General features: G+C 46.2%; 22 protein-coding genes and 1 tRNA gene. 12 read left to right on the top strand and 11 right to left on the bottom strand.

The window, feature by feature from the left end; translation table 11 throughout:
• Window positions 1-5 precede the first annotated feature (5 nt).
• Window positions 6-1,187, top strand: coding sequence for a RagB/SusD family nutrient uptake outer membrane protein (locus tag NAF19_RS07535; RefSeq protein ID WP_252789209.1), 1,182 nt, complete (start codon window positions 6-8; stop codon window positions 1,185-1,187).
• Between the two features lie 143 nt (window positions 1,188-1,330).
• Here NAF19_RS07535 and NAF19_RS07530 read toward each other — a convergent pair whose 3' ends face one another.
• Window positions 1,331-1,528: a hypothetical protein gene (locus NAF19_RS07530; protein ID WP_252789208.1), complete on the bottom strand. Its 198-nt coding sequence runs from the start codon at window positions 1,526-1,528 to the stop codon at window positions 1,331-1,333.
• A gap of 295 nt (window positions 1,529-1,823) precedes the next feature.
• Complete coding sequence (locus NAF19_RS07525) at window positions 1,824-2,129, bottom strand: calponin homology domain-containing protein (protein WP_252789207.1); 306 nt, start codon at window positions 2,127-2,129, stop codon at window positions 1,824-1,826.
• Between the two features lie 80 nt (window positions 2,130-2,209).
• Here NAF19_RS07525 and NAF19_RS07520 point away from each other — a divergent pair, with 80 nt between their 5' ends.
• From NAF19_RS07520 to NAF19_RS07505, 4 genes are all read left to right on the top strand, one after another.
• The gene (locus NAF19_RS07520) at window positions 2,210-2,437 is read left to right on the top strand and encodes a hypothetical protein (protein WP_252789206.1); all 228 of its coding nucleotides are present in this window, start codon (window positions 2,210-2,212) and stop codon (window positions 2,435-2,437) included.
• A 27-nt stretch (window positions 2,438-2,464) separates the two neighbouring features.
• Window positions 2,465-2,725, top strand: coding sequence for a hypothetical protein (locus NAF19_RS07515; RefSeq protein ID WP_252789205.1), 261 nt, complete (start codon window positions 2,465-2,467; stop codon window positions 2,723-2,725).
• A gap of 248 nt (window positions 2,726-2,973) precedes the next feature.
• Window positions 2,974-5,733 carry a MobF family relaxase gene (gene mobF, locus NAF19_RS07510; RefSeq protein WP_305884787.1) on the top strand — a complete coding sequence of 920 codons (2,760 nt, stop codon included), beginning with the start codon at window positions 2,974-2,976 and terminating at the stop codon, window positions 5,731-5,733.
• The gene (locus tag NAF19_RS07505) at window positions 5,702-6,079 is read left to right on the top strand and encodes a hypothetical protein (protein ID WP_252789203.1); all 378 of its coding nucleotides are present in this window, start codon (window positions 5,702-5,704) and stop codon (window positions 6,077-6,079) included. The genes mobF and NAF19_RS07505 overlap by 32 nt, the downstream gene beginning before the upstream one ends.
• A gap of 6 nt (window positions 6,080-6,085) precedes the next feature.
• Here NAF19_RS07505 and NAF19_RS07500 read toward each other — a convergent pair whose 3' ends face one another.
• The 3 genes from NAF19_RS07500 to NAF19_RS07490 form a co-directional block, all read right to left on the bottom strand.
• Window positions 6,086-6,436 carry a hypothetical protein gene (locus NAF19_RS07500; protein ID WP_252789202.1) on the bottom strand — a complete coding sequence of 117 codons (351 nt, stop codon included), beginning with the start codon at window positions 6,434-6,436 and terminating at the stop codon, window positions 6,086-6,088.
• Window positions 6,437-6,569: 133 nt separating this feature from the next.
• Entirely contained in the window at window positions 6,570-7,541 is a 972-nt protein-coding gene (locus NAF19_RS07495) for a hypothetical protein (RefSeq protein ID WP_252789201.1), read from the bottom strand.
• Window positions 7,534-8,958, bottom strand: coding sequence for a type IV secretory system conjugative DNA transfer family protein (locus tag NAF19_RS07490; protein WP_252789200.1), 1,425 nt, complete (start codon window positions 8,956-8,958; stop codon window positions 7,534-7,536). The genes NAF19_RS07495 and NAF19_RS07490 overlap by 8 nt, the downstream gene beginning before the upstream one ends.
• A gap of 35 nt (window positions 8,959-8,993) precedes the next feature.
• Between NAF19_RS07490 and NAF19_RS07485 the strand changes: the two genes are divergently transcribed.
• Window positions 8,994-9,272 (top strand): helix-turn-helix domain-containing protein, encoded by a 279-nt coding sequence (locus NAF19_RS07485; RefSeq protein WP_252789199.1) that lies wholly within the window; start codon window positions 8,994-8,996, stop codon window positions 9,270-9,272.
• Window positions 9,273-9,590: 318 nt separating this feature from the next.
• Here the strand turns inward: NAF19_RS07485 and NAF19_RS07480 are convergent, their stop codons facing one another.
• The 3 genes from NAF19_RS07480 to NAF19_RS07470 all read right to left on the bottom strand — a co-directional run bounded on the left by NAF19_RS07480 (window position 9,591) and on the right by NAF19_RS07470 (window position 11,979).
• Entirely contained in the window at window positions 9,591-10,034 is a 444-nt protein-coding gene (locus NAF19_RS07480) for a hypothetical protein (protein ID WP_252789198.1), read from the bottom strand.
• A 216-nt stretch (window positions 10,035-10,250) separates the two neighbouring features.
• Window positions 10,251-11,156 (bottom strand): nucleotidyl transferase AbiEii/AbiGii toxin family protein, encoded by a 906-nt coding sequence (locus NAF19_RS07475; protein ID WP_252789197.1) that lies wholly within the window; start codon window positions 11,154-11,156, stop codon window positions 10,251-10,253.
• Window positions 11,137-11,979, bottom strand: a complete 843-nt coding sequence (locus tag NAF19_RS07470; protein ID WP_252789196.1) for a type IV toxin-antitoxin system AbiEi family antitoxin — start codon at window positions 11,977-11,979, stop codon at window positions 11,137-11,139. Before NAF19_RS07470 ends, NAF19_RS07475 begins: the two co-directional genes overlap by 20 nt.
• 266 nt (window positions 11,980-12,245) lie before the next feature.
• Between NAF19_RS07470 and NAF19_RS07465 the strand changes: the two genes are divergently transcribed.
• Window positions 12,246-13,868 carry a hypothetical protein gene (locus tag NAF19_RS07465; protein WP_252789195.1) on the top strand — a complete coding sequence of 541 codons (1,623 nt, stop codon included), beginning with the start codon at window positions 12,246-12,248 and terminating at the stop codon, window positions 13,866-13,868.
• Window positions 13,869-13,874: 6 nt separating this feature from the next.
• Window positions 13,875-14,393 (top strand): DUF6705 family protein, encoded by a 519-nt coding sequence (locus NAF19_RS07460; protein ID WP_252789194.1) that lies wholly within the window; start codon window positions 13,875-13,877, stop codon window positions 14,391-14,393.
• A gap of 154 nt (window positions 14,394-14,547) precedes the next feature.
• Here NAF19_RS07460 and NAF19_RS07455 read toward each other — a convergent pair whose 3' ends face one another.
• Together NAF19_RS07455 and NAF19_RS07450 are read right to left on the bottom strand one after the other, a co-directional pair.
• The gene (locus tag NAF19_RS07455; protein WP_252789193.1) at window positions 14,548-14,826 is read right to left on the bottom strand and encodes a helix-turn-helix domain-containing protein; all 279 of its coding nucleotides are present in this window, start codon (window positions 14,824-14,826) and stop codon (window positions 14,548-14,550) included.
• A gap of 248 nt (window positions 14,827-15,074) precedes the next feature.
• A tRNA-Met gene (locus tag NAF19_RS07450) sits at window positions 15,075-15,148 on the bottom strand.
• A 497-nt stretch (window positions 15,149-15,645) separates the two neighbouring features.
• Between NAF19_RS07450 and NAF19_RS07445 the strand changes: the two genes are divergently transcribed.
• The 3 genes from NAF19_RS07445 (at window position 15,646) to NAF19_RS07435 (ending at window position 18,988) form a co-directional block, all read left to right on the top strand.
• A complete protein-coding gene (locus NAF19_RS07445; RefSeq protein WP_252789192.1) occupies window positions 15,646-16,026 on the top strand; it encodes an START-like domain-containing protein in 381 nt (126 codons plus the stop codon).
• Between the two features lie 128 nt (window positions 16,027-16,154).
• Window positions 16,155-17,594, top strand: coding sequence for an LptF/LptG family permease (locus tag NAF19_RS07440; protein WP_252789191.1), 1,440 nt, complete (start codon window positions 16,155-16,157; stop codon window positions 17,592-17,594).
• Window positions 17,595-17,785: 191 nt separating this feature from the next.
• Window positions 17,786-18,988: a bifunctional 3,4-dihydroxy-2-butanone-4-phosphate synthase/GTP cyclohydrolase II gene (locus NAF19_RS07435; protein ID WP_252789190.1), complete on the top strand. Its 1,203-nt coding sequence runs from the start codon at window positions 17,786-17,788 to the stop codon at window positions 18,986-18,988.
• A gap of 133 nt (window positions 18,989-19,121) precedes the next feature.
• On the opposite strand, the gene NAF19_RS30710 is transcribed toward NAF19_RS07435, so the two are convergent.
• Window positions 19,122-23,540, bottom strand: coding sequence for a translocation/assembly module TamB domain-containing protein (locus NAF19_RS30710; RefSeq protein ID WP_252789189.1), 4,419 nt, complete (start codon window positions 23,538-23,540; stop codon window positions 19,122-19,124).
• 211 nt (window positions 23,541-23,751) lie between these two features.
• Here NAF19_RS30710 and tsaD point away from each other — a divergent pair, with 211 nt between their 5' ends.
• Window positions 23,752-24,753 (top strand): tRNA (adenosine(37)-N6)-threonylcarbamoyltransferase complex transferase subunit TsaD, encoded by a 1,002-nt coding sequence (tsaD, locus tag NAF19_RS07425; RefSeq protein WP_252789188.1) that lies wholly within the window; start codon window positions 23,752-23,754, stop codon window positions 24,751-24,753.
• The last annotated feature ends 53 nt before the right edge of the window (window positions 24,754-24,806 follow it).

Genomic DNA, 24,806 nt, shown 5'->3' with positions numbered 1-24,806 from the left:
AAATCATGAAAACAACATACAATAATATTACCCGGCTATGCTTTTCAATAGTGTCTTGCGCGTTATTAAATGCATGCAATAAAAAAGACGACTTTTTAAATGTAAAGCCGGATCAATCACTAATCATAGCTTCTTCATTGAACGATGTCAAATCCATACTACTAAATGAAAATTTGTTTAATGTCAATGACCCGGCAATGGGTACAATTTCAGATGGCGATCTATATGTAACATCCGATGTCTGGACAAATTCGATCATTAGCAATACCGAGCGCAATACCTACATCTGGGCCAGGGATATCTACCAGGGTTCCAACGAAGTAAACCAGGACTGGAATGTCATGTATCAACAGATTTACAGCACGAATACCGTACTCGAAGGCTTGGCAAAAATAAACACTGTAAACCAAAACGCATACAATGAAGTGAAAGGAATTGCGCTTTTTTTCAGGTCTGCTGCCTTTTACAATATTGTTCAAACTTTTGCACTGCCTTATGACCCGGCGACTGCCTCCTCCGATCCCGGGATACCTTTAAAACTTACGACAAATCTTACCGAGCCGGTCAAACGTGCGTCCGTCAAGGACTGTTACGACCAGATTATCAGTGACCTCCAAACAGCAGCAGGGAGTTTGCCTGATAATGCTTCTGAACGGACTACTCCAAACAAAACAGCAGCCAATGCCATGTTATCAAGAATTTATTTGGCTATTGGCGATTATACAAATGCCATGAAGTATGCCACAGCAGCATTAAGTGTAAATAACACGTTAATAGATTTCAATACTTTGACGCCGGGTTCCTCTTCTTTAAGCTCCGATTTTCTTCCCGAAGATATCCTGCATTTAACGATGAGAAATACCGATGTGTTAAACCGTAGAAAAGGCATCGTTGACAGCACACTTTACAGATTATATACCACTAATGACCTGCGAAAAACCGCCTATTTTATCGTTGTCACCGGCGCAATCCGGTTTAGAGGAAGCTACGATCAATATGGCAGCAAATTCTCTGGTCTGGCTACGGATGAATTGTACCTGAACAGGGCTGAATGTTATGCAAGGGCGGGAAATACCCAGCAAGCGTTGAATGATTTGAATAATTTATTGATCAAAAGGTGGAAAACGGGAACTTTGGTCGGGTCTTTCTCAATATTGATTCCCATGTTAATAACCCTCCATCGGTAGGCTACTTAATTACATGATACTTTAATCAATGTTAAGCACTAAATATTGTAGCCGAACCAAATCGTAAAGAATCACCCGCTTAATCTCATTTAATATTCCTTTCTCGCATGAAAAGCGGGCGAACCGAAGTTCGCCCGTGACGGTTATTTCACTGTCGCCCGTAGGATGACGCGGCTATCTTTAGGAAAACTATTTAGATGGACGGTGAAGCCTTTCGCATCTTTGTGCGACCATGCTGCGCCGATGGCGATCCAGCCATTAGGTTCGATGTCGTCGCTAACCTGATAGGCGATGAAAGCCGGTTTTTTGGTCTTCTTCTCGTCTGTGTCTTGACTGCTCATTTTGTTCTCCGAATTAAGGCAGCTTCATTGCCGTCCTTATGAGAACGGCCCGAAGTCGCCCCAGACGCGGCGAAGCGTACCGGTCAACCGAAACACCGAGGCTCCATACAATGGAAACGGTGTTGGCAGGTTGACCGGCGCGGCGGCGGCTTCAGTTTCTCATGGAAAGGAAGGGAATTAAGCTGCATGTGCCAGGGCGAAAATGGAAGTGGACGACTAGATGCGGCACTTTACATTGATTGATGGAAAATCAATTGTGACGAAACTCGGATTAACGGGATTAAGGCGTTACCTGTTATTGAAGAAGTTGCAGGAAATCGTCCTCCAATTGTTTGTGGCCTATAAGAGAGTTTATCACAGGCAAAAATTTCAGCACCCCCTCCTTACCTATTCCTAGGGGTATCCTCTTGGTCGTTAGGAAAACAAAAAAATCTCCTACATGGTCACGGTATTGCCCAAAATCATAAGGGACTTTTCCAGGTTTCATCCTGTTATAGACGTTATCTAGCTTCGTAATTTCATTAAGCAACGCCGAAAAAACCTGCCCATAGTTTAACCCTGTTATTCCTTTTATAAATTCGTCCAGGTCGTATTCTTTCATACTCAAATCTACGTTTATGATTTGAGTACCGGTTGTAATTAGGGATTTTTCCTTAGCTTTATAAAAAGCAACGATTCCACATGAAATATAAAGTGAATGATAAGGTTTGCGAGATAGGCACTGGGAATTATCCAAGATTGCAGGTTACGGCAATATCAGAGGACGGAAAATATTACTGCGTGGGAACGAACCATCGATTGACGGGTAAGAAAAAAAATATCGCCCGTTATTTTAACGAGGTGGAATTGGAGCCGTGGGTTAACCATGCAGGCATAACGATTTTAAGAGATATAAGCACTTTTCGATGATGTGTTATGAGAAAAATGAAGTTAACCATGGAAGCATTTTACGAGCGCTCGTTTGCTTTTAATGAACAATTAAATACCCTCGGCCTTAGTTATGATGATTATGTGAGGTCAGTAACATTCAATGGGAAACATATAGAGGGCCTGAATGAAATCGTCAGGATAGATTCTTTGAATCCTGAAAATGGCACTGTTATGGGAGATTTGCACTACTTCACTCCGGCACGCATCCCGGAGAATCTGAGGTCAGATATAGCCGATATTTACGTTTCGCTTTTTTGCGAACAATAATCGCCTGCACACCGAATATACCAATCTGGCCATTCCCACTGTTGACCATTCCCGCAATCCTTCGAATTGCGCAGCACTATAATCCTACTTTCTAAGATTGCGATTTTCTCTGTCATGCGCCGCGCATAAGGCATTTGCTCGACAGCATCAGAGGGGATTTCGCAGCAGATGGAACCACAGTTCAACAGATCAAGCCAAAAATTTCCGGCACGGAAACTCGATTTTAATACGCAGAAAATGGATTGACCATGCTGCGTATTACGATGAACAAATCCGCGTCCGGCGCGAAGAAATATTACTGCGAACAGTATTATCAGGAGGGGCGCGCAGCGGCTTTCGACTATTACGGCGAAGGTAGCGAGCTGATCGGGCGCTGGGGCGGAAAAGCAGCGGAAGCGCTGGGACTGCGGGGCTCTATTGATAAAAAAAATTTCGCACGGATGTGCGACAACATCACGCCTTTTACCGGAAAGAAATTAACGCCTCGCAACGATACCGACCGCACGGTCGGGTACGATTTCACGTTCAATGCCAGCAAATCGGTGAGTCTAGCCTATGCGTTTGCGGACGCCGATGACAAAAAAATCATCCTCGATGCGTTTCAGTCCGCCGTGCGCAGCACGATGACAGATATTGAAACCGGCATGCAGGCACGGGTACGTGCCAAAGGTAAAGATGAGAACCGCGCCACCGGTAATCTCGCCTATGGTGAGTTTACGCATTTCACGACGCGCCCCATCGACGGGGTACCGGACCCGCACTTGCATAGCCATTGCTTTGTGTTCAATGCCACCTTCGACAGGGACGAAGGCCAATGGAAGGCCGGGCAGTTCCGGCAGATTAAGCAGGATGCGCCGTATTATGAGGCGATATTTCATGCGAAACTGGCGCAGCAGTTACAGGAAGTCGGCTATCGGATTGCCCGGACGAAGAACGGGTTTGAACTGGCCGGGCTGGAAAAGCGGACGCTGGAAAAATTCTCCCGGCGCACGCAGGAAATCGAAGATTATACGCGCGAACACCATATTACCGACGAGGCGCAAAAATCACAGATCGGCGCAAAGACGAGGGAAGCAAAGCGCTCGCCGCTGTCTACTGAACAACAGGAAAGTGCCTGGCAATCTCGGCTGACGCCGGACGAACAGGCCGCGCTGCGACAGCTTAAAGGGAAATCGACACCCATTGCGGACATGCAGGCGGCAGAACGTGCCGTGCAATTTGCCCTGCGGCAACATCTGGAACGTAAATCGGTGGCCAGCGATAAAGAGATACTGGCAACGGCGATAAAATCGGCCATCGGCGAGGCCAGCCCGGAACAGGTCAGGCAGGCTTTTCGGCAGGAAAGCAATATTTTGTCCGTGGCGGAAAAGCTGCGCACCTTCATCACCACGAAAGAGGCGCTGAAAGAAGAAAAGCAGCTGATTCAGCATTGCCTCGCCGCACGTAATAAATTCCGCCCTATTCATGACGGGTATGAGCCACAAAACCCGCTGCTTAACCACCAGCAGAAGGCGGGTGTCACACATGCACTTTCCTCGACCGATGGGATTATCCTGATTACTGGCAAGGCCGGGACGGGCAAAACTACCTTAATGAAGGAAGTCCAGCAGGGAATTCTGGACGCCGGGAAGCAAATTTTTTCCTTCGCGCCATCGAGTGAAGCTAGCCGGGGCGTACAACGTAGCGAAGGGTTTGACAACGCCGACACAGTGGCGCGGCTGATCCAGCAGACGAGTAGCCATCCGGCGTTGAAACAACAGGTGATATGGATTGACGAAGCGGGCATGCTCTCCAACCGCGACATGAACCGCATTTTGGAAATCGCCCAGGCGCAAAGCGCACGGGTGATTCTCTCCGGCGATACCAAACAGCATAATAGCGTGGAGCGCGGGGATGCGCTACGCATCATCCAAAAAGAAACCGGCATTAAGCCGGTGACCGTCAATAAGATTCAACGGCAGCAGAATGCGGCTTACCGCGAAGCGGTGGAATCGCTCTCCGATGGCAGGGTGGAGCAAGGGTTTAAAAAGCTCGACCGCATGGGGGCTGTTCATGAAATGACCGATAGCACCCAACGGATCGACGCGGTCGCCGACGATTATTGTGGCGCTGCCTATGCGCCCAATGGCCAGGTAAAAGAAGTGCTGGTGATCGCGCCGACCCATGCCGAAGGCGAGGTCGTGACCGAACGTATCCGGGAAAAGCTGAAAGCGCAGGAAGTAATCGGGCAAGAGGATCGCAACTATACCGTGCTAAGAAAGCGGCAGCTGACGGAAGCGGAGAAAGAATTACCAGAGAACTATCGCGCCGGGGATGTGGTGATTTATCACAAACACAGCAAAGGCGTGAAGGCCGCGAATAAAATGGACGTGGTAAGTGCGGATGACCGGGGCATTTTTGCGACTGATAGGAGCGGTTCGGATTATCACCTGCCCTTTTTGGACGCTAAGAAATTCACGGTGTTTGAACCGAGGGAACTCGCGATCACCGAGGGCGATAGGTTACGCATTACCGCCAATGGAAGAAGCAATGAGGACAAGCATTTATTTAACGGCTCGGTCTTTCAGGTCGAGGGATTCGACAAAGGCGGCAATATCCGGCTTTCCAACGGCTCGACGATCTCCCCGGAATTCAGGCATTTCAATCTGGGCTATGTTTCCACCTCGCATGCCTCGCAAGGTAAAACTGCCGATAAGGTGATTATTTCGCAAAGCTCGGCCACGTTCAACGCGTCCTCAATGGAACAGTTTTATGTGTCCGTGTCGCGCGGGCGGCAGGCCGTGTCCATCTATACCGATGACAAGGAGCATCTATTAGATGCCGTCAGCCAATCGTCGGAACGCACCTCCGCCACAGAGCTGATGGCGAAGCGGCAGGAACAGGCGCAGGAAATCAACCGGCTTTCGACCCTCAGAACACAACAGGAAAAAGCGCCTTCGCCACACGAATACATGAACATTCAAACCAATAGAAATTATGGACTTCAGACAGCGGCTCGAACAGAGTAGAGTGCAACTGGTCGGCGGCACTTCCGAATTCGACCCGGACGAGCATTTTACCAGCCTTTATTTTGCAACGGAACGCGGCAGTAATCCCCTTTGCCTTGACCTGCGATTGCCGGACGGCAGCCGCAAGGCGGTCCCTTATTCCTACTTTACCGAAATTAATTTTGATGCCGATGCAGGTATCGAAATTCTCACCACGCAGAAACGTATTTCCGTCACCGGCAGGAATCTCAAGGCACTCTACGAACATCTGATAACCTACCGCGTGCGTTATGTGCAGGCGAATATTGGCAACGACACTGAGGAAGATGGGCTATTTGTGGAGGAAATTCGTATTAGTGAACCATGAACTTTATCATAGAGAAGGCATCAATATCGTGGGGTCATTAAAAGGCAAGGCCTCCCCAGAAGAAACGAATATTTGATACCCTCGCCAGTGTTCATTTTCGTCCTTACATGCGCAAAGATAAATGTTCTCGTCGGTGGCCTTCCTAACTTTAATCTCCGGGCAGGGTATGCTTTTTTTAACTAAGGCATGAGCAATTGTTGTAAATTCCTGTCCAACATTTGGAGTCCGCCAAGAGTTCTCAAACCTCTTACTGGGATCAACGAATGTTGAAGGTGACGAAAGATTTTTGTTGATAAACGTTTGTAATAGTACAATTGCTAAAATCGTAAACACGACCCAAAGTAAGAATTTTTTCATCGAGATTGTTTTTGTAAATATAAAGCATTCAGATATAAATAAAATGCGCTTATATAAGCGCCAAAAGCCGTTAAAATGAATATGGAAGTCGCGACGCGTCAAACAGATTTACGTAACACAAATGCGAATTGCATTACCTTGCAAGATGACCTTTCTCCCTGTTCATCTCCTCAATAATTCCCATCAGGTCAGGGTATCGTATAGCAGTCTGCGACGCTGGCTGCAAATTAGGCTGAACCCCCTTCGCCGCTTTCCACCATTGGGCTTGTTGAGCCTTTTCTTGCGCCGTTGAATTCCTCAACTCTCGCATGAGTTCGGCTTCGACCTTGCCATCCTGAAAATCCAGCATTTTATTTCTGCGTGCCATTTCTTTCCAATGCGCATGCACGAGAACGGCAAAGCCGGAAAGGTAGAGCCAGAAACTGACGATTTGTGACGTGTTATAGGCAAGCGTGAAAATCAGCGCGGGTTCGACGAAAACGTCGGTAAATGCCTGCTGATTGGAAATGAGGACCGGAAATGTTTTCCCCTGGCGCTGCTTACGCGGAATTAACAAAAAACAGACCGCCATATACGGTATCGAAAGCACATTCAAAACCCACATCAATACGATGCCTAGCCAGCGCAACCGGGAAGTGCCGTCATCGTAGGAATGGATCGGGGTGTTTGATTGATTCCGCCATTTGATTTTAAAGAGGTGGTAAAGTCCCATAAGGACATAAGCGAGCAAGAAATAGCCCATGATGGCCATCATATCCGTCTGCGCTTTTTGCAACTCCTCTTTGGGGGTTACAGACGAAATAAAGCCAATATAGGAGAAAATAGATTGGATACGCCCCCATACGGCGACATAGGTTTCCTGAAGTAATGCAAATACAAACACCAGCAACAGACCTAAATAGAAATTGATCGGCGTAAACCAGCGTTGGCCGAAATCGCGGCGAAGAATCACTTCAAAAGGAATGGTGAACCATCCGAGAATCAGCATCAAGGTGCCGACCAGGCGCGAAGTGCGCGCCCATTTATGCAATCCCGTTACGTGACGGGATTTGTTGGTTACCTCGCCGTGGACAAACGGTTGGGTGATAAGCTTGCTGTTATACATATTGGGTGAATTCTGCGAATAAATGGGTCTGTTCGTTTTTCCATAAGCGACCATTCTGGAACACGATGGCCTCGACGGTCCGGTTATTCAGCGCGCCGCCTTTGTGCAGCTTGGTGAAGGATTGCGGCGGCACGTCGTAATCGAAGCTTTCGTTTTTGCTGCTGCTGACATTGTAAGAATCCGCGCCGTAGCTCTCGCCGGAAGATACGCGTGTCTGCCAGCTACGGCCAATGGTTTCGGCGGCATGGTCGTTGGTCATGGGGTCGCTGTTGGCATGCCAGATTTTAGTTTGCAGATTACCCATCAGCGAGTCCACGCGGTATTTGCTTTGCGTGCCACCCATGACGGCGTAATAGTTCGGCAGGTTTTGCGTGAGGTACACTGTGCAGGCGCGGGCGCTGCGGGCGGTGGCCTGGAACTGCATATCGTATTCCGTGACAAAGTTCTGTGCCTCATCGACCCACAGAAACACCGGGATGGTCTGATTGGTGGCCGCCCGGCGCTCTACCGCTTGCTGCCAAAGATATTTATACACGACCTGGGCCGCCCTGCCCGCATCGCCAAATTCTTTCACCGGCAGGTTTAAAATGATGATGACGCCACGATGGGAGAGTTCGGGATAGGCGATCTTCCGCCGGTCATCCGGCATTTCGGAAAACAGCCTACGGAAAGGCCTGCGCAGGAAAATATCCATCATCGTCGAGAGGGTGGAGATAATGCTGCTACGGGTTTTATCGGCGAGGTTGGGGTATTCTTCTAACCAGAAGGCGGCCGTGCAGTCAAAATCATGCTTGGCCCATCTATCGTGGTTTTTTGCGTAGCCTTCCAATATGAGCTTCCAGCAGAGACTTTTATTTTTAAACTCGTCCGTGTCGAGCTGCGCGATGCTCATCGGCGCGGAAAGGATGACATCGTGGATCAGTGGTACGGAGACGGTGCCACGGGCAAGCATGCATAGGTCGATGGTATTCCTTAGCAACTGCTGCATGGCGCGTTCCCAATAGGGATCGCTACCCTCGCTTTTGACGCTGCGGTCGAGCGCTTCGTAGATAGTGGTGAACAGCCGCACTAAATTGTCGGTGTAGCCGGCGCCCTCGCCCTCCCGCTCGATTTCATATTGCAGGAACGGAAACACAAAATCGCCGGAATCGTCAAACACCAAGACCTGTTCGGCGCGCCCGGTTTCACGCGCGTAGCGTTTCCAGTCTTCCAGCACGTCTTTTTTAGCGCAGAGGACCAAGCCACCAAAGCCTGCCATCAGGAAGGCGCGGGCCAGCGCTTCGCCGCTGCCGCTGGTCTTGCCGGAGCCGATCCCACCAAAAATCTGCACCCCTTCACAGGCATTGCCGATAGTGAACGGTTCGTCGTTATTAAAAGAATAAATAGTTCGGTCGAGTGGAAAATCAAACGCAGGCATAAGGAATAGGATTTGCGCTAAGATAATACGGCGCATTGAAAATCCAAAAAAATATTTTTAAATGCAAAAACCCTAGCTTCGCCGCCATGACAACAACAGACAAAGCCGCCTTATGCAAAGTTGGGGCAAGGATGGCAGAACTTCGGATCGAACGGAACATGACGCAGCAACAACTCGCCGAAGCAATGGGTGTAAAGCTGGAATGGGTTCAACGGCTGGAAACGGGAGAACTGAACTTCATGGTGAGTTCCCTCGGCAAACTTGCACGCGCCTTTCACATGCGCATCGCCGATATGTTTCCACCCGACTTTTGAAAAGAAATTCTATATTTACCGCATCTATATGGCGGGATTCTTCCGCCTATTGTGATAAGGTTTAGGTTGAAGCCCCCAAGCAGCGAGTGCAAGGGGGCTTCGTATTTAGAGTGTTTTTTGGGGTTTTGCGTTTATCGCCTTTTCATTTTGATAAGCTCCATGATCCATCCACCTATTAAAAACAATAGGCTTAGAGCCACAATTAAAAGCACTAGATACGTCTGCTGAAGAAACAGCAATAGTGCGACGGCTGTCGAAACACCTATTAATATCGCTATCAACTGCTGCTTGATAGATAAGCGCGCATGGGGTCGCCGTTTAGCGGCCCATTGCTCTTTGCGGTTCCTCATATTGTGGCATTTCCTGTGCTTGCCGCGCCAAGGCACGATCTACAGCATTTTGGTTGAGATAATTGTTACCCTCTCCCTGCTCGATACTTTCAATCGTATTTTTTGTGTCGGGGTGCAGTTCGATGACGTTGGAATTCATTTGGCCATGCGTCTGCGATGCATTCACCGGCGGCGTGTTCATCGGCGGCGATACCGTATCGACATGCTGCATCGTTTCAAAGGGGATGGTGCGTTTGGCATCCTCAATGACCTGCGCTTGATGCGCGACATTCGTTGCACTAGTTGAGGAAATATCCCCCATTTGCACATTGTTCATTTGAATATTGCGGCGTGCTTCCTCTATGGTCTGCATCGCTTTTTCGCGTTGTTCGGCGCTGCCCCGGTTCAACGCATCTTCTACTGCATTTGCCATCGCTGTCGTGATTGGTTTGCATAAAGATATGAATTTTTAAAAACAAATCCCGGACAGCCTTTGATCGCGAATAATGGCCTGCGTTTTTTTTGCTACTTTTCTTTGCCCCCGAAGCAAAGAAAAGTAGGCGGCGGACGGGTGCTGCTGACAGCAAATTAGTATCATCTTTTCCCGTTGAAACGGCAAATAATCATCCTGGTTTTCTGTTTAGGCGCGCTAAATATTATCAAGGAGGTTTTTCAGCGCCTCATATTGCTCTTGATGCTTAGCCGCATTACCGTCTTTGAGACGCTGCAAATGGTGAATTTTCCAGGCAACAGATGGGAACTTTTCGAAATCGTAGATGCTCCAATCAGGGGTTAGCCCTTTGATACTCAAGATAAACGCTTTATCCTTCGGTGTCAGGGCCGTACGTACAGTAGTAATAAGTATGGCGCGCGTTGCTTCATATTCTTCATAGCTAAATTCTTCATCGGCCATACCGGCGAACTGATTTTCCATTGCTGCACGTTGATCTTGTAAATTCGGATGGAGAATCTCGCGTATCGGCCTGTCGCTGCCCAGCAATGAAAGCAGAAATCCCTTTTTGACCTGTTCGGAAAATCCTTCGTTCGCCAACAGGTATTTTACATCAAATAAATCCCTCGGATGTTGCCGATCAAGCGCCGCGCAAATTTTTCCACCGTAAAGCTGCCCGACCGGCACAACCGGAATCGCGCAGAATGCGTCAAAATCTTCCTGTGCTTTTGCACATAATTGCATTTCTACCGGATCGCCTATGGCACCACGTCCTACCAGGCTTACTTCTAATTTGATTGTAGCGGCCTGTGTTGCGATCTGTAGCTTTGCTACTTCCCTGCGGTGTATCACACGCGTGCCGGGAACCGCTTTTTCAATGCTGGCCTTTAACCGTTCCAGTGCTTCAGCGATATGTTGAAGCGATGCGGCCCTGTCTTCGATAGGAAGATAGGTCAGGTCGATGTCCACCGAGAGGCGCGGCATATCCCGAACAAAGAGATTGATTGCCGTACCGCCATGCAATGCAAAGCAGGTTTCCTTTGCCACTTCCGGTAATACATTGAGTAAAAGACTGACCTGCTTTTTATACGCTTCGTTCGCCATGTTCTGCTAATTCCTTCGGGACAGTTATTTGATAACGGTCGATATAGACCCCGTTTTTGACGATACTGCGTTTACCGCTGCCCACATTAATTTTTTCGTGATTCAGAAATTTAGTCCAGTTGTGATTTGCTTTTTCCGCCAGATAAAGAAACAGCCGCTTTACTTTGACGGACTGGCATTTTTCCAGCAATTGCTGAACTTGAGCAGGCTTTAGGTTATTGAGGCCTTCCATCAGCTCGTAGCACTCCATCAGCGCCATTTTTTCAGGTGCCAGATAAAGACATTCCATTAGCGCGCGCGCAGCGCCAGATACCTTGATCGAATAGGTTTTGATCTCGACCTCGGACATACCGATACCCGATGGGAGGAAGGAGGATTGATAATAGTCAACGCCTACGCCCCAATCATGGTTTAAAAACCATGTTGGTAATCGCGCGTTATCCTCGCCAAATACAGTCACCTTCTTTTCCGATAGGGAAAGATAATGCGCCTTTCCTAAAAGCGACAACGCCGTTCTTCCGCCAGGGTGAACGGGCATGTTGCTTTGCTGCTGCAAGGCATAGATTGCGCCCTCATAGCTAACAGTATCACCATTGCGTATCATCGCGCCCGTCCCTATGGATTCAAGCCAATGGCTGCGGCGGTAGGCTTTTTGCAAATCGGAATTATAGCCCTGCTCAGAAAGCCAAGAGGCCTGCAATACCACTCCGGCGGGAAGTGATGAGAGTAATTGGTTTATTTTGGTCTGTCCAGTGGTAGTCATAATACCGTTATACATTAGAAAACAAACTACAGCAACCGCATAGTTTAAAATAAAACGCATAAAGGTAGTTAAAATACCCTTAACCGGATAATTTTAAACACTAATTTTTTAGCGATTCCCTTCATTGAATATCAATGAGGGACAAGATAATTTGGGTTACCGTTCTTTTTCCCGGTTGCTAGGTACGTATTTTCCCTTTGTTCTGTGTTTCTTTGATGCGGACGAAGGCGGCTTTGTAAGTAATGTAAATGTAACATTATTGTTACATTTAGGTAGCCCTTTTACCCATACCTTGGCGGCACACTAAACCCTTTCGCTAAATCTATATGAAGAAAAATTCCCTTAAGCCATTATTGTTCAAACTATGCGCGGTTGTCGCGGTGCTTGTCGGCATCTTGGTAATTCACAGTTGCCGAAAGGAAAACAAACGCGACCCACAGTCGGCACCGCAAGTTGCGGCGGCAAAGGCATGGTACGAGAACACTTATCCCGTAAACGGCAGCGCCAGCGGTAAGCTGATAACCCAAGGCACGGGAGGAAACCACGACTTAAGCCAATGGATTAAGCCCGACTGGCAGCATCCTGCAACGTATGTTCGAATCAATAACAATGTAATTGAGATGCCGATTGAATCCAGCGCAAAATTTGGATCGGCGCTACAGCTTGGCAACAACCATCAAAACCCCGCCTATAGTCGAAGCTATTTCCTCCTCATAAATGATGGCAGTAAATACAGTGCCTATGTCCTAACGATAATTGCCGATTCGGGTTACGTAAAAAACGATACAAGCAAATTAGGGCATAATACCTATAGGCAGCATGATGCGGACTTTAGCGGCAAGGTGCTTTACTTTACCCCGAAAGGAAATTATTTGGGCGGATATGCCTACCATAACGGGCAGCTCGTTACGGGCGCAGCAACAGACGAAGGTTCTAACGCGCAGAAGGTGCAAAGCATTAGCCCCGACAAATTACTGCCAAACAACATTGTGAAACAGTGTACCGATTGGTACATTGCGTATTTTACTGATGGCGTATTCCAGTATGCGACTTTTTTAGGAACGACCTGTGTCAATGTCGATGATGGCAATACAACACCAGGTGGTGGGGGTAGTGCTAGTCCACCGCCCCCGCCGCCGCCATGTCCTCCGGGCAGCCATACGGGTCCGCCAGTCGTTCACCCCTGCACGCCGCTTGCAGTCGATGCCGCAAATGGCGTGGGGTTGCGAGTAGACAACATACCCGTGCCGCCTGACGGCGGATTGCCACCACCACCCGCCCAAACACCGTGCGTGGTAGATGCACCGGCAAAGCCATGTCCTCCCGACCCGTGTGCGCAGGCCAAAGCCCTTGCGCTCGATGCGAAGTTTAAGGCAGAAATGGCCGATTTAAAATCAAAGACGGCCCTGCCAAACGAGGTCGGATATATGATTGATGCAAGTGGAAATTATGCATATGTGCAGGGACTGGCCGGACAGGCCTCTATCGCACTCTCGCCAGCAACACCGCTTTCCGGCTATATCCATTCCCATTACACCGGCACGATGCCTACATTCTCCGGCAGCGACGTAAAAGCTATCTATCAGTTGCAGCAGGCCGGGAAAGTAGCGGATATCTCAAAGTTTACCGTGGGCGTCGTAACCGCGAGCGGTACTACATATATGATGAAGATAAACGACCCTGCTAAGTTTGCGACCTTTGCGGCAGCCAACTTTACCACGACAGCCCAATTCCAAACATTTGAGACCTACTATTCCAATAGCGAAAAAGTATACGAAGCATTGGGAAGAGATAAAACAACCGCATATGAGTTGGCATTGTTGTCAGCCCTGAAGAATTCCGGAATCACGATTTTGAAAGGCAATGCTACCTTTACCACTTGGAGTACCGATACGATTAATGTCACTAATGGCGTTACTGATTCAATAGTAGTTACCACCTGTAATTAAACCAACATGAAAAATCTTTTGACCATACTTTTAATAATCGTCGCCCTTTCAAACGCAAAGGCGCAGAGAATGCTAAGCGGCGGACACCATGTAAGCCAGTCCGAGTTGCATAAATTCGAAGGAAAATGGACGTATGCGGACGATAGCACCCGGCTAACAATTGAACTGCGAAATGATAAGGTGCATGTCAAACGCGGCACTGACGATTTTTATATCGACCTTATCCAGGGAGACTATGCTTTAGTGAAAAGCGGAAAAATAATACATTCGTCGAGCGGGAAAGACACCACCATTACCAGCGGCAGTTTTGACAGCGACGATAAAAACCGGCGCACCATTCATTTCATATTCGCAGACGAGGGCAGGCAGTCAAAACGCTGCAATGTAATCTTTGAACTATTGGCGGGGGGCCCGAACAAGGCCCATTGGGTGCTAACCAACACTGAACATATTGTAGTGGGAAACGAACATTACGATCCTACGTTTTCCGTTCCAACCAACATGATATTAACGAAAGTTAATTGACCAGGTGGGCGCGAACTTAGCGTCAGACAACAACTCAGTAAGCACAGCGCGGGTTCCACATTATGGGGCCTGCGTTTTCTTTTGCTACTTTTCTTTGCCGCAGAAGCAAAGAAAAGTAGGCGGCGGGATTTTAGGGATAAACTAACTATCTAGTTCATTTCATATCAAACGTCTCATAGGTGAAATCTTCAAGATAATCGATGATCGAATCCCGGTCATAAAGCACCGTGCGTTTTCCCGGCTGCGAGGCGCGTATTTTCCCCTCGTCGCGCAGTTTCTGCAAGGTGGTTTTGCTGGTGATACGCAGCATGGTCATTGCCTCGTCGGTTGAAATCCACTTATCAGCACTATTGTTCTGTTTTTCCTTAATGCGGGCAATGACGGTATCAATCAGGGCATAGAAGGCCGTATTTTCAATGCAAATGACGTTCATCAGGGATTAGGGTTTAGATGAAGATACGGTTTTTACCGATACGCCAAAGTGAATTTGGTAAAATTCACGCTAAGAAAATCGCAAATTTTTCGTCCGGGGCCGATGTTTTTTCGTATCTTTAAGTATAAACCGCAGCACGGTGCAGCGGTAGGCTGGCTCGCCTACATTGAAATATTGCTCTGTTTAAACATTGTTTTAACAAAAATGATAAAGGCAGCTATGATTTCTCATAACTGCCTGACTATCAGTAGCGGGGAGCAGGATCGAACTGCCGACCTTAGGGTTATGAATCCTACGCTCTAACCATCTGAGCTACCCCGCCGGGTTATTTTTTTTAATATTGATTACTTTTAAGAACTGCCGTCCGCTAATTAGCGGATATGAATCCTACGCTCTAACCATCTGAGCTACCCCGCCGGGTTATTTTTTTCAATATTGATTACTTTTAAGAACTGCCGTCCGCTAATTAGCGGATATGAATCCTACGCTCTAACCATCTGAGCTACCCCGCCGGGTTATTTTAATATTGATTACTTTGTAAGAACTGCCGTCCGCTAATTAGCGGATATGAATCCTACGCTCTAACCATCTGAGCTACCCCGCCGGGTTATTTAACACTGGTTACTTTTAAGAACTGCCGTCCGCTGTATAGCGGATTATTTTGTTTCCGGTATCAATGATAGTTTGCTTAAATAAGATTATATTAACCGCTTAAACAAACCCCCATCCGAAAAAGGTTTGCAAATATAGCAGAAATTCGTTTTCTTTAGAAAAAATGTTAACATTTACAGCATAATAGTATTCAATTATAAACCGAGCATGCCTGAAAAGAAGAAATTTAATATAGAGTATGAAATAAAATCATCTCCACGGATACTATATAGCTTTCTAAATGAGCCCAATGGATTAACACAATGGTTTGCCGATGACGTGAGCGTTCGCGACCAGGTTTATACGTTTACATGGGACGATGAGCAGCAAACAGCAAAGCTGCTGGCCATTAAAGAAAACAAACTGGTACGTTTCCGCTGGGTGGATGACGACCCTTCCTATTACTTCGAGATGGAAATTATACAGGATGAACTTACCAGCGACGTTGCCCTCAGCATTACCGACTTTGCCGCCGAAGACGCAATTGGCGAACGTAAGCTGATTTGGGACAACCAGGTAAAATACCTGATAAGCACATTAGGGGCCTGAAAAAATTTAAATATTCCTACTTTTGTATGATAAAGCCGCAATGCGCGTTATAAGCTGCAATAACAAGCGCACGGGCCTTGCTGCCTGCGTTTTACAGGCTTAGGGCTTATACACAAGGGGCATTTTTAATGAAGAAAATACATCTTTTACTGCTTAAATCGTTTATAAGGCCTTTTTTAGTCACTTTCCTGATAGTGATGTTTGTGTTGCTGATGTTGTTTTTGTTTAAATACATCGACGACCTCATCGGCAAAGGTTTTGAATGGTATATCATCGTCGAACTGATGGTGTATGCATCGGCTACCAACGTGCAGATGGCGTTACCGCTCTCGGTGCTGCTATCATCCATCATGACTTACGGTAGCCTCGGCGAAAATTACGAGCTGGTGGCCATCAAATCTGCAGGTATATCGTTGCGCCGTGCCATGGCGCCTATGCTTGTTGTGGTCGCTATTTTAAGCGTGGCGGCCTTTGTATTCTCAGATTATATGCTGCCCATTGCCAATTTAAAATACTACTCGTTATTATATGATGCGCGGCAGCAAAAATCGGCCAATTTTTTGCCTGAGGGGGTGTTCAGCAGTAGTTTTCCGGGGTATGTTATCAGGGTGAAAAGAAAAGATCCAGATGGGCAAACCTTGTACGACATCATGATCTACTCAAAAAATCCGTCCGAAAATAATACTATTGTTTTATTGGCCAAAAGCGGCAAAATGTACCGTACGCCAAATGGCCTGTTCCTGGTGCTAAAGCTTAAAGACGGGGTGAGGTACGAGGAAGCCAAGGGCACCAATAATTTCAACTACCGGCAAAAGTTAACCCGCTTCCGCTTTAAGGAAACGGAACAAAAATTTGACATTTCGGGCCTGAGCAAAATGAAACGCACTGATGAAAGCGAGTTTAAACAGGCTTTGCAGATGATGAACCTTCAACAGATTAATGATGACGAGCACAAGAGCCGCCGGCAGATTGACAGCAGTTTGCAGGTGAATTTTAAACTAATAACCGCCTATATTAAATACTATTCGATAAAGACTAGTCCCGATTCGGCAAAAAAATATGCTGGTGCCATTAAGGGCGACAAAAGCATACCTAATTTAAAGATATATGAACAGTTAAGCATTATTGCCAGCGCATCCAGCGAGGCACGTTCCATACAGGATTTACTTAAAAACCGCGGCGAGCGCGTAACCGAACTCAGTAAAAATGTGCGCAGAGCCAGGCTGGAATTTCAGAAAAAATTCACACTGTCGGCAGCATGTATTGCTCTGTTTTTAATTGGTGCACCGCTTGGGGCAATAATCCGCAAAGGCGGCCTGGGCTTACCCGTTGTGGTATCAGTTATCTTTTTCCTTATTTTCTACATTATTTCAACCATCGGCGAAAAAGCGGTAAAAGACGGCGACCTTTCGCCCATTTTAGGATCGTGGGTTGCTATTACCATTATAACACCTATAGGCACGTTTCTTTCGTACAAGGCTGCAACAGATTCTGTGATATTTGACATGGAAGTTTATAAACGGTTTTTTAACAAGTTGTTTAAGCGAAAGAAAGCGGAGGTAAGTTGATTAAGTTAGATTGAGTTTATTTAGTTGAATGGTTGTTTTTTACCGCAGGGCAACTTATTACGCAATAAACAAGTACTTAATTTACAAAGGAACGACTTGATTGATTTCATTATCAGCTAACTTTGCATTCAGTTTTAAAACAAGGAATTAAAATTGCCTCACCGGCAACTTTTTTCAAATAACCAGTATACATGTTAAATACAATACAGGAAGCCATAGACGCCATAAAAAGCGGAAAAACCATTATAGTTGTTGACGATGAAGACCGCGAAAACGAGGGCGATTTTTTAACTGCTGCGCGCAACGCAACTCCCGAAACCATAAACTTTATGGTACGCCATGGGCGTGGGCTGGTTTGTGCCCCTATTACCCAAAAACGTGCACGCGAGCTTAATTTGGAGCCGATGGTTAGTCACAACACCACATCGCACGAAACAAACTTTACTGTTTCGGTTGATTTGCTGGCGGGGTGCACCACAGGTATTTCGGCTTCCGACCGTTCAAAAACCACGCTTGCACTTATTGACCCGGCTACAAAGCCGGAAGATCTGGGTCGCCCGGGCCATATTTTCCCATTGATAGCGAAGGACGGCGGCGTATTGCGCCGTACCGGCCATACCGAAGCGGCTATTGACCTTGCTGTTTTGGCTGGTTTTGAACCGGCAGGCGTAATATGCGAAATAATGAAGGAAGATGGCGACATGGCGCGTTTGCCGGAGTTGCTGGTAATTGCTAAAGAATTTGACCTCAAGATAGTATCGATAAAAGATCTGATAGCTTACCGCCTGGCAACCGAAAGCCTTGTGCATAAAGATGTATCGGTAAAAATGCCTACTCAATGGGGCGATTTTGATATGATTGCCTATACGCAGGCTGATACCGGAGAAAATCATTTGGCACTGGTTAAAGGCACTTGGGAACCCGATGAGCCGGTATTGGTGCGCGTGCACAGCTCGTGCGTTACCGGCGATATTTTCGGCTCATGCCGGTGCGATTGCGGGCCGCAACTACATGCAGCCATGGAAATGATAAACCGCGAAGGCAAAGGCGTGGTGTTGTACATGAACCAGGAAGGGCGCGGCATTGGACTCATCAACAAGCTTAAAGCTTACCACTTGCAGGAAAATGGCATGGATACCGTTGAAGCAAACCTTGAACTCGGCTTTAAAATGGACCAGCGCGACTACGGTGTGGGCGCTCAAATATTGCGCAGCCTGGGCATATCCAAAATGCGCCTGATGAGCAACAATCCTAAAAAGCGTGCAGGCCTGATAGGCTATGGTCTTGAAGTGGTCGAGAATGTACCTATCGAAATTGCATCGAACCCACATAACGAAGTCTACTTGCGTACCAAGCGCGATAAAATGGACCATACCATTATGCTCGATCATTGAGTTTAAGTCTTGAGTACTAAGCCTAAAGTCTTAAGTCGAAAGCCTTGAGTCAAAAAGATTAAAGTCAGAAGTCTTAAACCGATCATCGGTTTTCACTCAGGATTTGAGACTTTCGACTTAAGACTTCAAACTACTATTCCTCGTCATCGGGCTTAACGGCGGGTGTAACCGGCGGTGTTTTACTTGTTGGGGGAATTGGTGTTGGGTTAACCGGCGCAGTCCGCCTGGTGCCACTGCGGAAAAAGTTCCGAATAAACTCGCCGAAGGTGTCAAAATCGCGCTGATAAACCAGACCGATACCATTTACATATTGCTCGGTTAAGTTACCCCTCAGCGCGTTAAGCGTTGTACTGTTCAGTACACGATACGAGTACCTGGCGCTCAAATTGCCATCTTTACGGATAAGATATTGCGCTTCAAAGTCCTTGGTCAGTTGGCTAAAGCTGGAGTTAAACAAGCTGGTATTGTTATTAAACAAATCGCTGCTGCTGCCTAATGAGGAGTTGAACAGGCTACCCGTAAGTATCAGCCTGTTTTTAAACCTGTACGACACTCCCAGGTCATTAAACGACCGGATGTTTAAATCGAGATTTTTGATGTTCGACTGCGATATAAAGCTGTTGAGTTTATTAAATGCAAACTCGCTAACCGCCTCCCCGGCCGTACCCAACACCTGGTTGGTTAGGTTGCTGTTGGCGCCGTTGCTAAAGTTGCGCCTTACAATAATGCTCAGCGCCTGCTGGCTGCGGTTGTTGTTATCGGCAAGGTAAGTGCTCAAATCCTCTTTAATTGATGGGTCGAGCGGGAAATTAAAGTCGAAATCGATAGTTGGCTGTAACAGTGTTTTGGTTAATATCAGTTCGGCCTGCACCAATGCCAGCGAGCGCCCTTTCGGCGACTGTGAGCCGGCCGCCTGGTATAACGGCTGTATGTCGGCACGCACCTCGTAAATTGCATTCAGGTTTATCGATGCGTTCGACGGGCTGCCCGTCCAGCGGATGGTACCACCCTGGTTTACAGTAAAGTTTTTGCTGATAAAATTCTTCGCCGTAAACTCAAATTTTCCCGAGGTAATTAAAAAGCTGCCAAACATTTCAAAATCTCCAAGGCTGTTTATGTTGAGCCGCAAATCCTTCGCTTGTCCGCTGCCTTCAAGCACGCCGTAGTCGGTAGTTATTTTTACAACGGTTTTTTCGTCAACTGTAAGGTCGAAATTTAAAGTCACCCCGTTAAAAGCAAGTTTTTTAGGCGCAGCTTTTGTAGTGTCGTTATGGCTCACAAATTTTATAAAATCGTAATCGCCAACAGTTACCGAAGTGTTTAGTGGGATATTAAATATCGTTCCGGCTTCGGTGCTGGCTTTAATATCAATCTTCATGTTATCAACCGGGCCGTTAAAGCTGAAACGGCCGGTGCCAAAGGCTGTACCATAATACAAGTGATTATCTTTAAAATTGGTATTAAGCGCCATCAGGTTGTGGGCGTTTACTTCTACCTCGATATCGGGGTTGGTAAGGTCGGTTAAGTCAACAGTGCCGGTAACATCGCCATATCCATTTCTGGTATCCCTAAGCCGCATGCTGTTAATTTTCACTACACTGTTCGCAACTTCAACGGTATCACTAACCAGGTAAGGCGTTTTAAGATAGTTAACAGTTACACCTATATCATTAAGACTAACGGTACCATTGAGCTTGGGCTTTGAAACCGGGCCGGTTAATTTTAAATTGCTGGATACCGTACCCTTTACGTTCGACACCAAATCTTTTATGAACGGTTCAAAAATTATAGCCTCGGTTTGGTCCATCTTCACATCAAAGTTCAGGTTATCCTCGGTGTCGTGGCCAATCTGGTAAACGCCGGCAAGGTTCATAGTTTCAAGCCCATGGTTTTTTATGTTGATGTTAACATCTGCCTGCTTACGGTCGTTACCAAGTGTCGAGGTTATTTTCACATCGCCAACCAGCGTTTTGTTCATCATCAATGAATCTATACCCAGTTTGGCATCAACCCCTGGTGTTTTCAGAATCGAGCTGAGGTTCACATCGCCGTTAAGCGAACCATGCATTTGTATACCTGCTGTTTTGGTAAGCTGGTTCAACGTAGCCATGCTGAATTTTTGAAAGGTTAGCTTTAGTTTATCCGCCGGGTTGTCTGATACAAAACCGTCTATCTTGACTTTTTGCTGCCCGTTTGATAGTTCAAAACCTTCAACCTGGGTTTTGCCGTCTAAAAATTTAATTCTTGTCTTTTCAACTATCTTCCAGTTTTGACGCTCTAATATCACGTCGGAAGGCAGGATATGCAGCTTAGCGGTAGTATCACGTCCAAACTGTACCAGTCCGTACAAATCTAACTGGTTAACGGCATCTTTATCCGATAGCTTTACGTTGAAATTTAAGCTGTCATTCTTTAAAAAGTTAGTAACCGTAATGTTTTTTATAAAGAGGCTGTCGGTGATGTTAACTTTATTTAGCGAAAGGTTCAGCCCCAGGTAGCCATCGGTAGTGCCCTCATCAATAATAAAATCATGAAAAACGATTTTATCGTACTGGATAGTTTTTATGTACGATGAAAGCGTGGCCGTTTTCTTTTCGGAGTTAAATTCACCAATAAAAGTTCCCTGGTCAGGTATCTTTAAGTTGGGCACAAAAATGGCAATCAGCGGGTCGATATTTTTAAGCGTAAGGTTAAACGAAAAATCCTGTGGCTTTGGGGTAACTATTTCTGTTTTTAACGATGGAATGTATTTTTTTACGATGGTTTTAAAATACGAAGGTAGTGTGGCTAAATCATAGCTGCCCTTTATATACCCATCGGCAAAGTCTGATTTCAGGTTGATCGCTCTCTGATTACCCTTTCCCGTAGCCGTAATATCAAGCGAATCGAGCACATAATTATTCCTGGGGTCAACAATTCTTATTTTTTGAAGTGCCGCCTCACCGGTAATATTGCTTAGGTCATTGCCCGAAAAATTGGCCTTTATTTGGGTGGTAAAGGTTATGGTATCGTTCAGTATTTTTAAATCGTGCAGATGGGCCTCGTTGATATTGCCATTGAAGGCATAAACCGGTAAAGCGGGGTTAAGGTCAACGCTGCCAGAACCATTAAGCTTTATTTTTTTGTCGTTGATGGTAAGTTTACCGCTGGCTATCTTTTTAGCGAAGGTGCCATTCAGTGCCAGGTTATGGTAATTGTAACCCTTAAACGTCAACTCACTTATTTTTGCATCAACGTTTTCGTTAAGGGTTTTCAGGTCGTCGCCGCTGCCTTTTACGTTGGCATTCATCGTGATGCGGCCAAGGTCGGGCTCATCAAGCAGTTCGCCTAAATCAAAAGCATTGGTGTTGAGTTTTCCGCTATATGACGGCGTACCAGCTTTATTTATTTTCAGGTTGATGTCGGAGTCGAAACTGCCCAGTTTTGTTTTAAATGTTCCGTAAGCAACAAAGTCGTTTTGCAGGCCCGTAAACCTTCCCGAAAAATTGACATTCCCAAACTTGGCTATGATATCCGGAGTTTTTGCGAAACGTTTGCCTACGAAATTACTGTAAAGAAAATCAAGGTCGGCTTTGTTGGTGGCAACCTGGTCAAAGTTCAGCTCCAGGAAAGTATTGTCCCAATCAGGCAGTCCTTTTAAATTAAAGTCGCCCCGAATATAAGTTGCCTTTGCGCCTGTAATGGTCAGTTGTTTTGCTTTTAGGTTATTTACATAGCCATTTATGCGGCCATCAACCCCTAAATCAAATCGCACATTTTCAAGGCCATCTGTAAAATAAGCAATGTCTGTCGATGATATCCTGGATGATTTAAAGTCCCCATCCATGTAAACCTTATCTTCAATATGGGCGCCTACATCGTCAAACGACTTAAACTTCATCCTGAAATAATTTTTAAGCGTGGAGTGGTTTGTTTGTATAAACAGGTTTTGGGCTAATATCTGGTTGGAATCAATGGTGGCATCGGCATTAAACCTTTTTAGGTAAAAGCCGCTCTTTTCTTTTAGGGTGAGGTTGGTCACATTACCTTTAAATAGATGGTTAGTAAGGTCCATGTTTTTTATAACCGCGCTGAAATGTTTTACATCGAGGTCGTCAAAATTAATGCCTTTTATAACGGTATCAACCAGCATGTTTTTAAAGCGGAAGTGGAAATTATTGATGGCGATTTTCTCGAACTCCACATGCCAGGGTTTGCTTTTGGTGGTATCAGGAGGCCCGCTCAACGCATCAATAATAAACTTAAGGTTTGATGTGCTGTCGCTTTGTTTTTTAAGATAGGCCGAACCGTTATCCAGTTGTATCAGCTTAAAGTCAATAATTTTATTTTTTATACTGCTGAAAAGCGAAAAACCGGCGAGGTCAATCTCAAGTTTCGGGGTGCTCAGTAAAGTGTCTTTCTGCTTGTCGAGCACATAAAAACCCTCGAGTACTACAGAGGAGAATGGCTTGATATACAGGCCATCTATAGAAACAGTCGTCTTGAATTTTTCGGATAAATAGCCTGCAGCTTTTTTTGCTGCCCAGGTTTGCACCGGCTTATATTGAAACACCAGTAATAGGATGCTAAATATCAGCAGGATGACCAATACTATACTTAACGCTATTTTGAGTGCTTTTTTAATAACTTTGCGGTTTAATAATTAGTGAATTATTGTATTGCTGATTTGCTGAATGGTTTAACACCGTTTTCAATTTTTAGTTTAACGTTCATTCGTAATAAATCAATATTTTAATAATTCAACAAAAACAATAATTAAAGCTGTGCCTGTAATACTCGGAATTGAATCTTCGTGCGATGAAACCTCCGCCTCGGTTTGTGTTGATGGTGAGATTTTGAGCAATGTAATTGCCAATCAAACCATACACGAAGCCTACGGTGGCGTTGTCCCTGAGCTTGCCTCTAGGGTTCATCAGCAAAATATTGTTCCTGCGGTTCAACAAGCGCTGTTGAACGCAAAAGTAAACAAAAATGACGTGGATGCTGTAGCTTTTACGCGGGGGCCCGGTCTTTTAGGGTCGTTATTGGTCGGCGTATCGTTTGCTAAGGCTTTCGCGCTGGCAAAAAACATCCCGCTGATTGATATAAACCACATGCAAGCCCATGTGCTGGCGCATTTTATAGGCGATAACAAACCCACGTTCCCGTTTTTATGCCTTACGGTATCAGGTGGCCATACACAGATAGTTTTGGTGAAAGATTATTTCGATATGGAAGTTATCGGCCAAACGCTCGACGATGCAGCCGGCGAGGCAATGGATAAGACCAGCAAAATTTTGGGCCTCCCTTACCCCGGTGGCCCGCTGATTGATAAACACGCGCGTTCGGGCAACCCCGATGCATACAAATTCCCCGAGCCGCAGATACCCGGCTTTGATTTTAGCTTCAGCGGGTTAAAAACATCCATCCTTTATTTTATAAGGGATAATGTAGCCGCCAACCCCGATTTTATCCAACAAAACTTAAACGATATTTGCGCCTCGGTTGAAAAACGGATTGCCACTATTTTATTGAATAAATTAAGCAAGGCAGCGCAGGCATATGGTATAAAAGATATTGCTTTAGCCGGCGGTGTGTCGGCTAATACAGGCTTGCGACAAGGTTTATTAGCCCTGGGCGAAAAAAATTGCTGGCGCTGCTTTATACCGAAAATGGAGTATTGTACAGATAATGCAGCCATGATTGCCATTGCCGGGTATTATAAATTTTTAAACGGGGAATTCACTAGCCAGGATGTTACGCCCCTGGCGAGGATGCCGTTGTAGGCCCCCTGGCCCCCTGAAGGGGGAACGAAAGGACACATATTACCACGTTTGAT

The sequence above is a fragment of the Mucilaginibacter flavidus genome (genome assembly GCF_024055575.1).
Taxonomy (GTDB): domain Bacteria; phylum Bacteroidota; class Bacteroidia; order Sphingobacteriales; family Sphingobacteriaceae; genus Mucilaginibacter; species Mucilaginibacter flavidus.
The sequence above is the reverse complement of the archived record's forward strand: the minus strand, read 5'-3'. Positions and strand labels throughout refer to the sequence as shown.

Coding starts and splice junctions, on each gene's coding strand:
- NAF19_RS07535 (WP_252789209.1), top strand. CDS start 6: ATGAAAACAACATACAATAATATTACCCGGCTATGCTTTTCAATAGTG.
- NAF19_RS07530 (WP_252789208.1), bottom strand. CDS start 1,528: ATGAGCAGTCAAGACACAGACGAGAAGAAGACCAAAAAACCGGCTTTC.
- NAF19_RS07525 (WP_252789207.1), bottom strand. CDS start 2,129: ATGAAAGAATACGACCTGGACGAATTTATAAAAGGAATAACAGGGTTA.
- NAF19_RS07520 (WP_252789206.1), top strand. CDS start 2,210: ATGAAATATAAAGTGAATGATAAGGTTTGCGAGATAGGCACTGGGAAT.
- NAF19_RS07515 (WP_252789205.1), top strand. CDS start 2,465: ATGGAAGCATTTTACGAGCGCTCGTTTGCTTTTAATGAACAATTAAAT.
- mobF (WP_305884787.1), top strand. CDS start 2,974: ATGCTGCGTATTACGATGAACAAATCCGCGTCCGGCGCGAAGAAATAT.
- NAF19_RS07505 (WP_252789203.1), top strand. CDS start 5,702: ATGGACTTCAGACAGCGGCTCGAACAGAGTAGAGTGCAACTGGTCGGC.
- NAF19_RS07500 (WP_252789202.1), bottom strand. CDS start 6,436: ATGAAAAAATTCTTACTTTGGGTCGTGTTTACGATTTTAGCAATTGTA.
- NAF19_RS07495 (WP_252789201.1), bottom strand. CDS start 7,541: ATGTATAACAGCAAGCTTATCACCCAACCGTTTGTCCACGGCGAGGTA.
- NAF19_RS07490 (WP_252789200.1), bottom strand. CDS start 8,958: ATGCCTGCGTTTGATTTTCCACTCGACCGAACTATTTATTCTTTTAAT.
- NAF19_RS07480 (WP_252789198.1), bottom strand. CDS start 10,034: ATGGCAAATGCAGTAGAAGATGCGTTGAACCGGGGCAGCGCCGAACAA.
- NAF19_RS07475 (WP_252789197.1), bottom strand. CDS start 11,156: ATGGCGAACGAAGCGTATAAAAAGCAGGTCAGTCTTTTACTCAATGTA.
- NAF19_RS07470 (WP_252789196.1), bottom strand. CDS start 11,979: ATGCGTTTTATTTTAAACTATGCGGTTGCTGTAGTTTGTTTTCTAATG.
- NAF19_RS07465 (WP_252789195.1), top strand. CDS start 12,246: ATGAAGAAAAATTCCCTTAAGCCATTATTGTTCAAACTATGCGCGGTT.
- NAF19_RS07460 (WP_252789194.1), top strand. CDS start 13,875: ATGAAAAATCTTTTGACCATACTTTTAATAATCGTCGCCCTTTCAAAC.
- NAF19_RS07455 (WP_252789193.1), bottom strand. CDS start 14,826: ATGAACGTCATTTGCATTGAAAATACGGCCTTCTATGCCCTGATTGAT.
- NAF19_RS07445 (WP_252789192.1), top strand. CDS start 15,646: ATGCCTGAAAAGAAGAAATTTAATATAGAGTATGAAATAAAATCATCT.
- NAF19_RS07440 (WP_252789191.1), top strand. CDS start 16,155: ATGAAGAAAATACATCTTTTACTGCTTAAATCGTTTATAAGGCCTTTT.
- NAF19_RS07435 (WP_252789190.1), top strand. CDS start 17,786: ATGTTAAATACAATACAGGAAGCCATAGACGCCATAAAAAGCGGAAAA.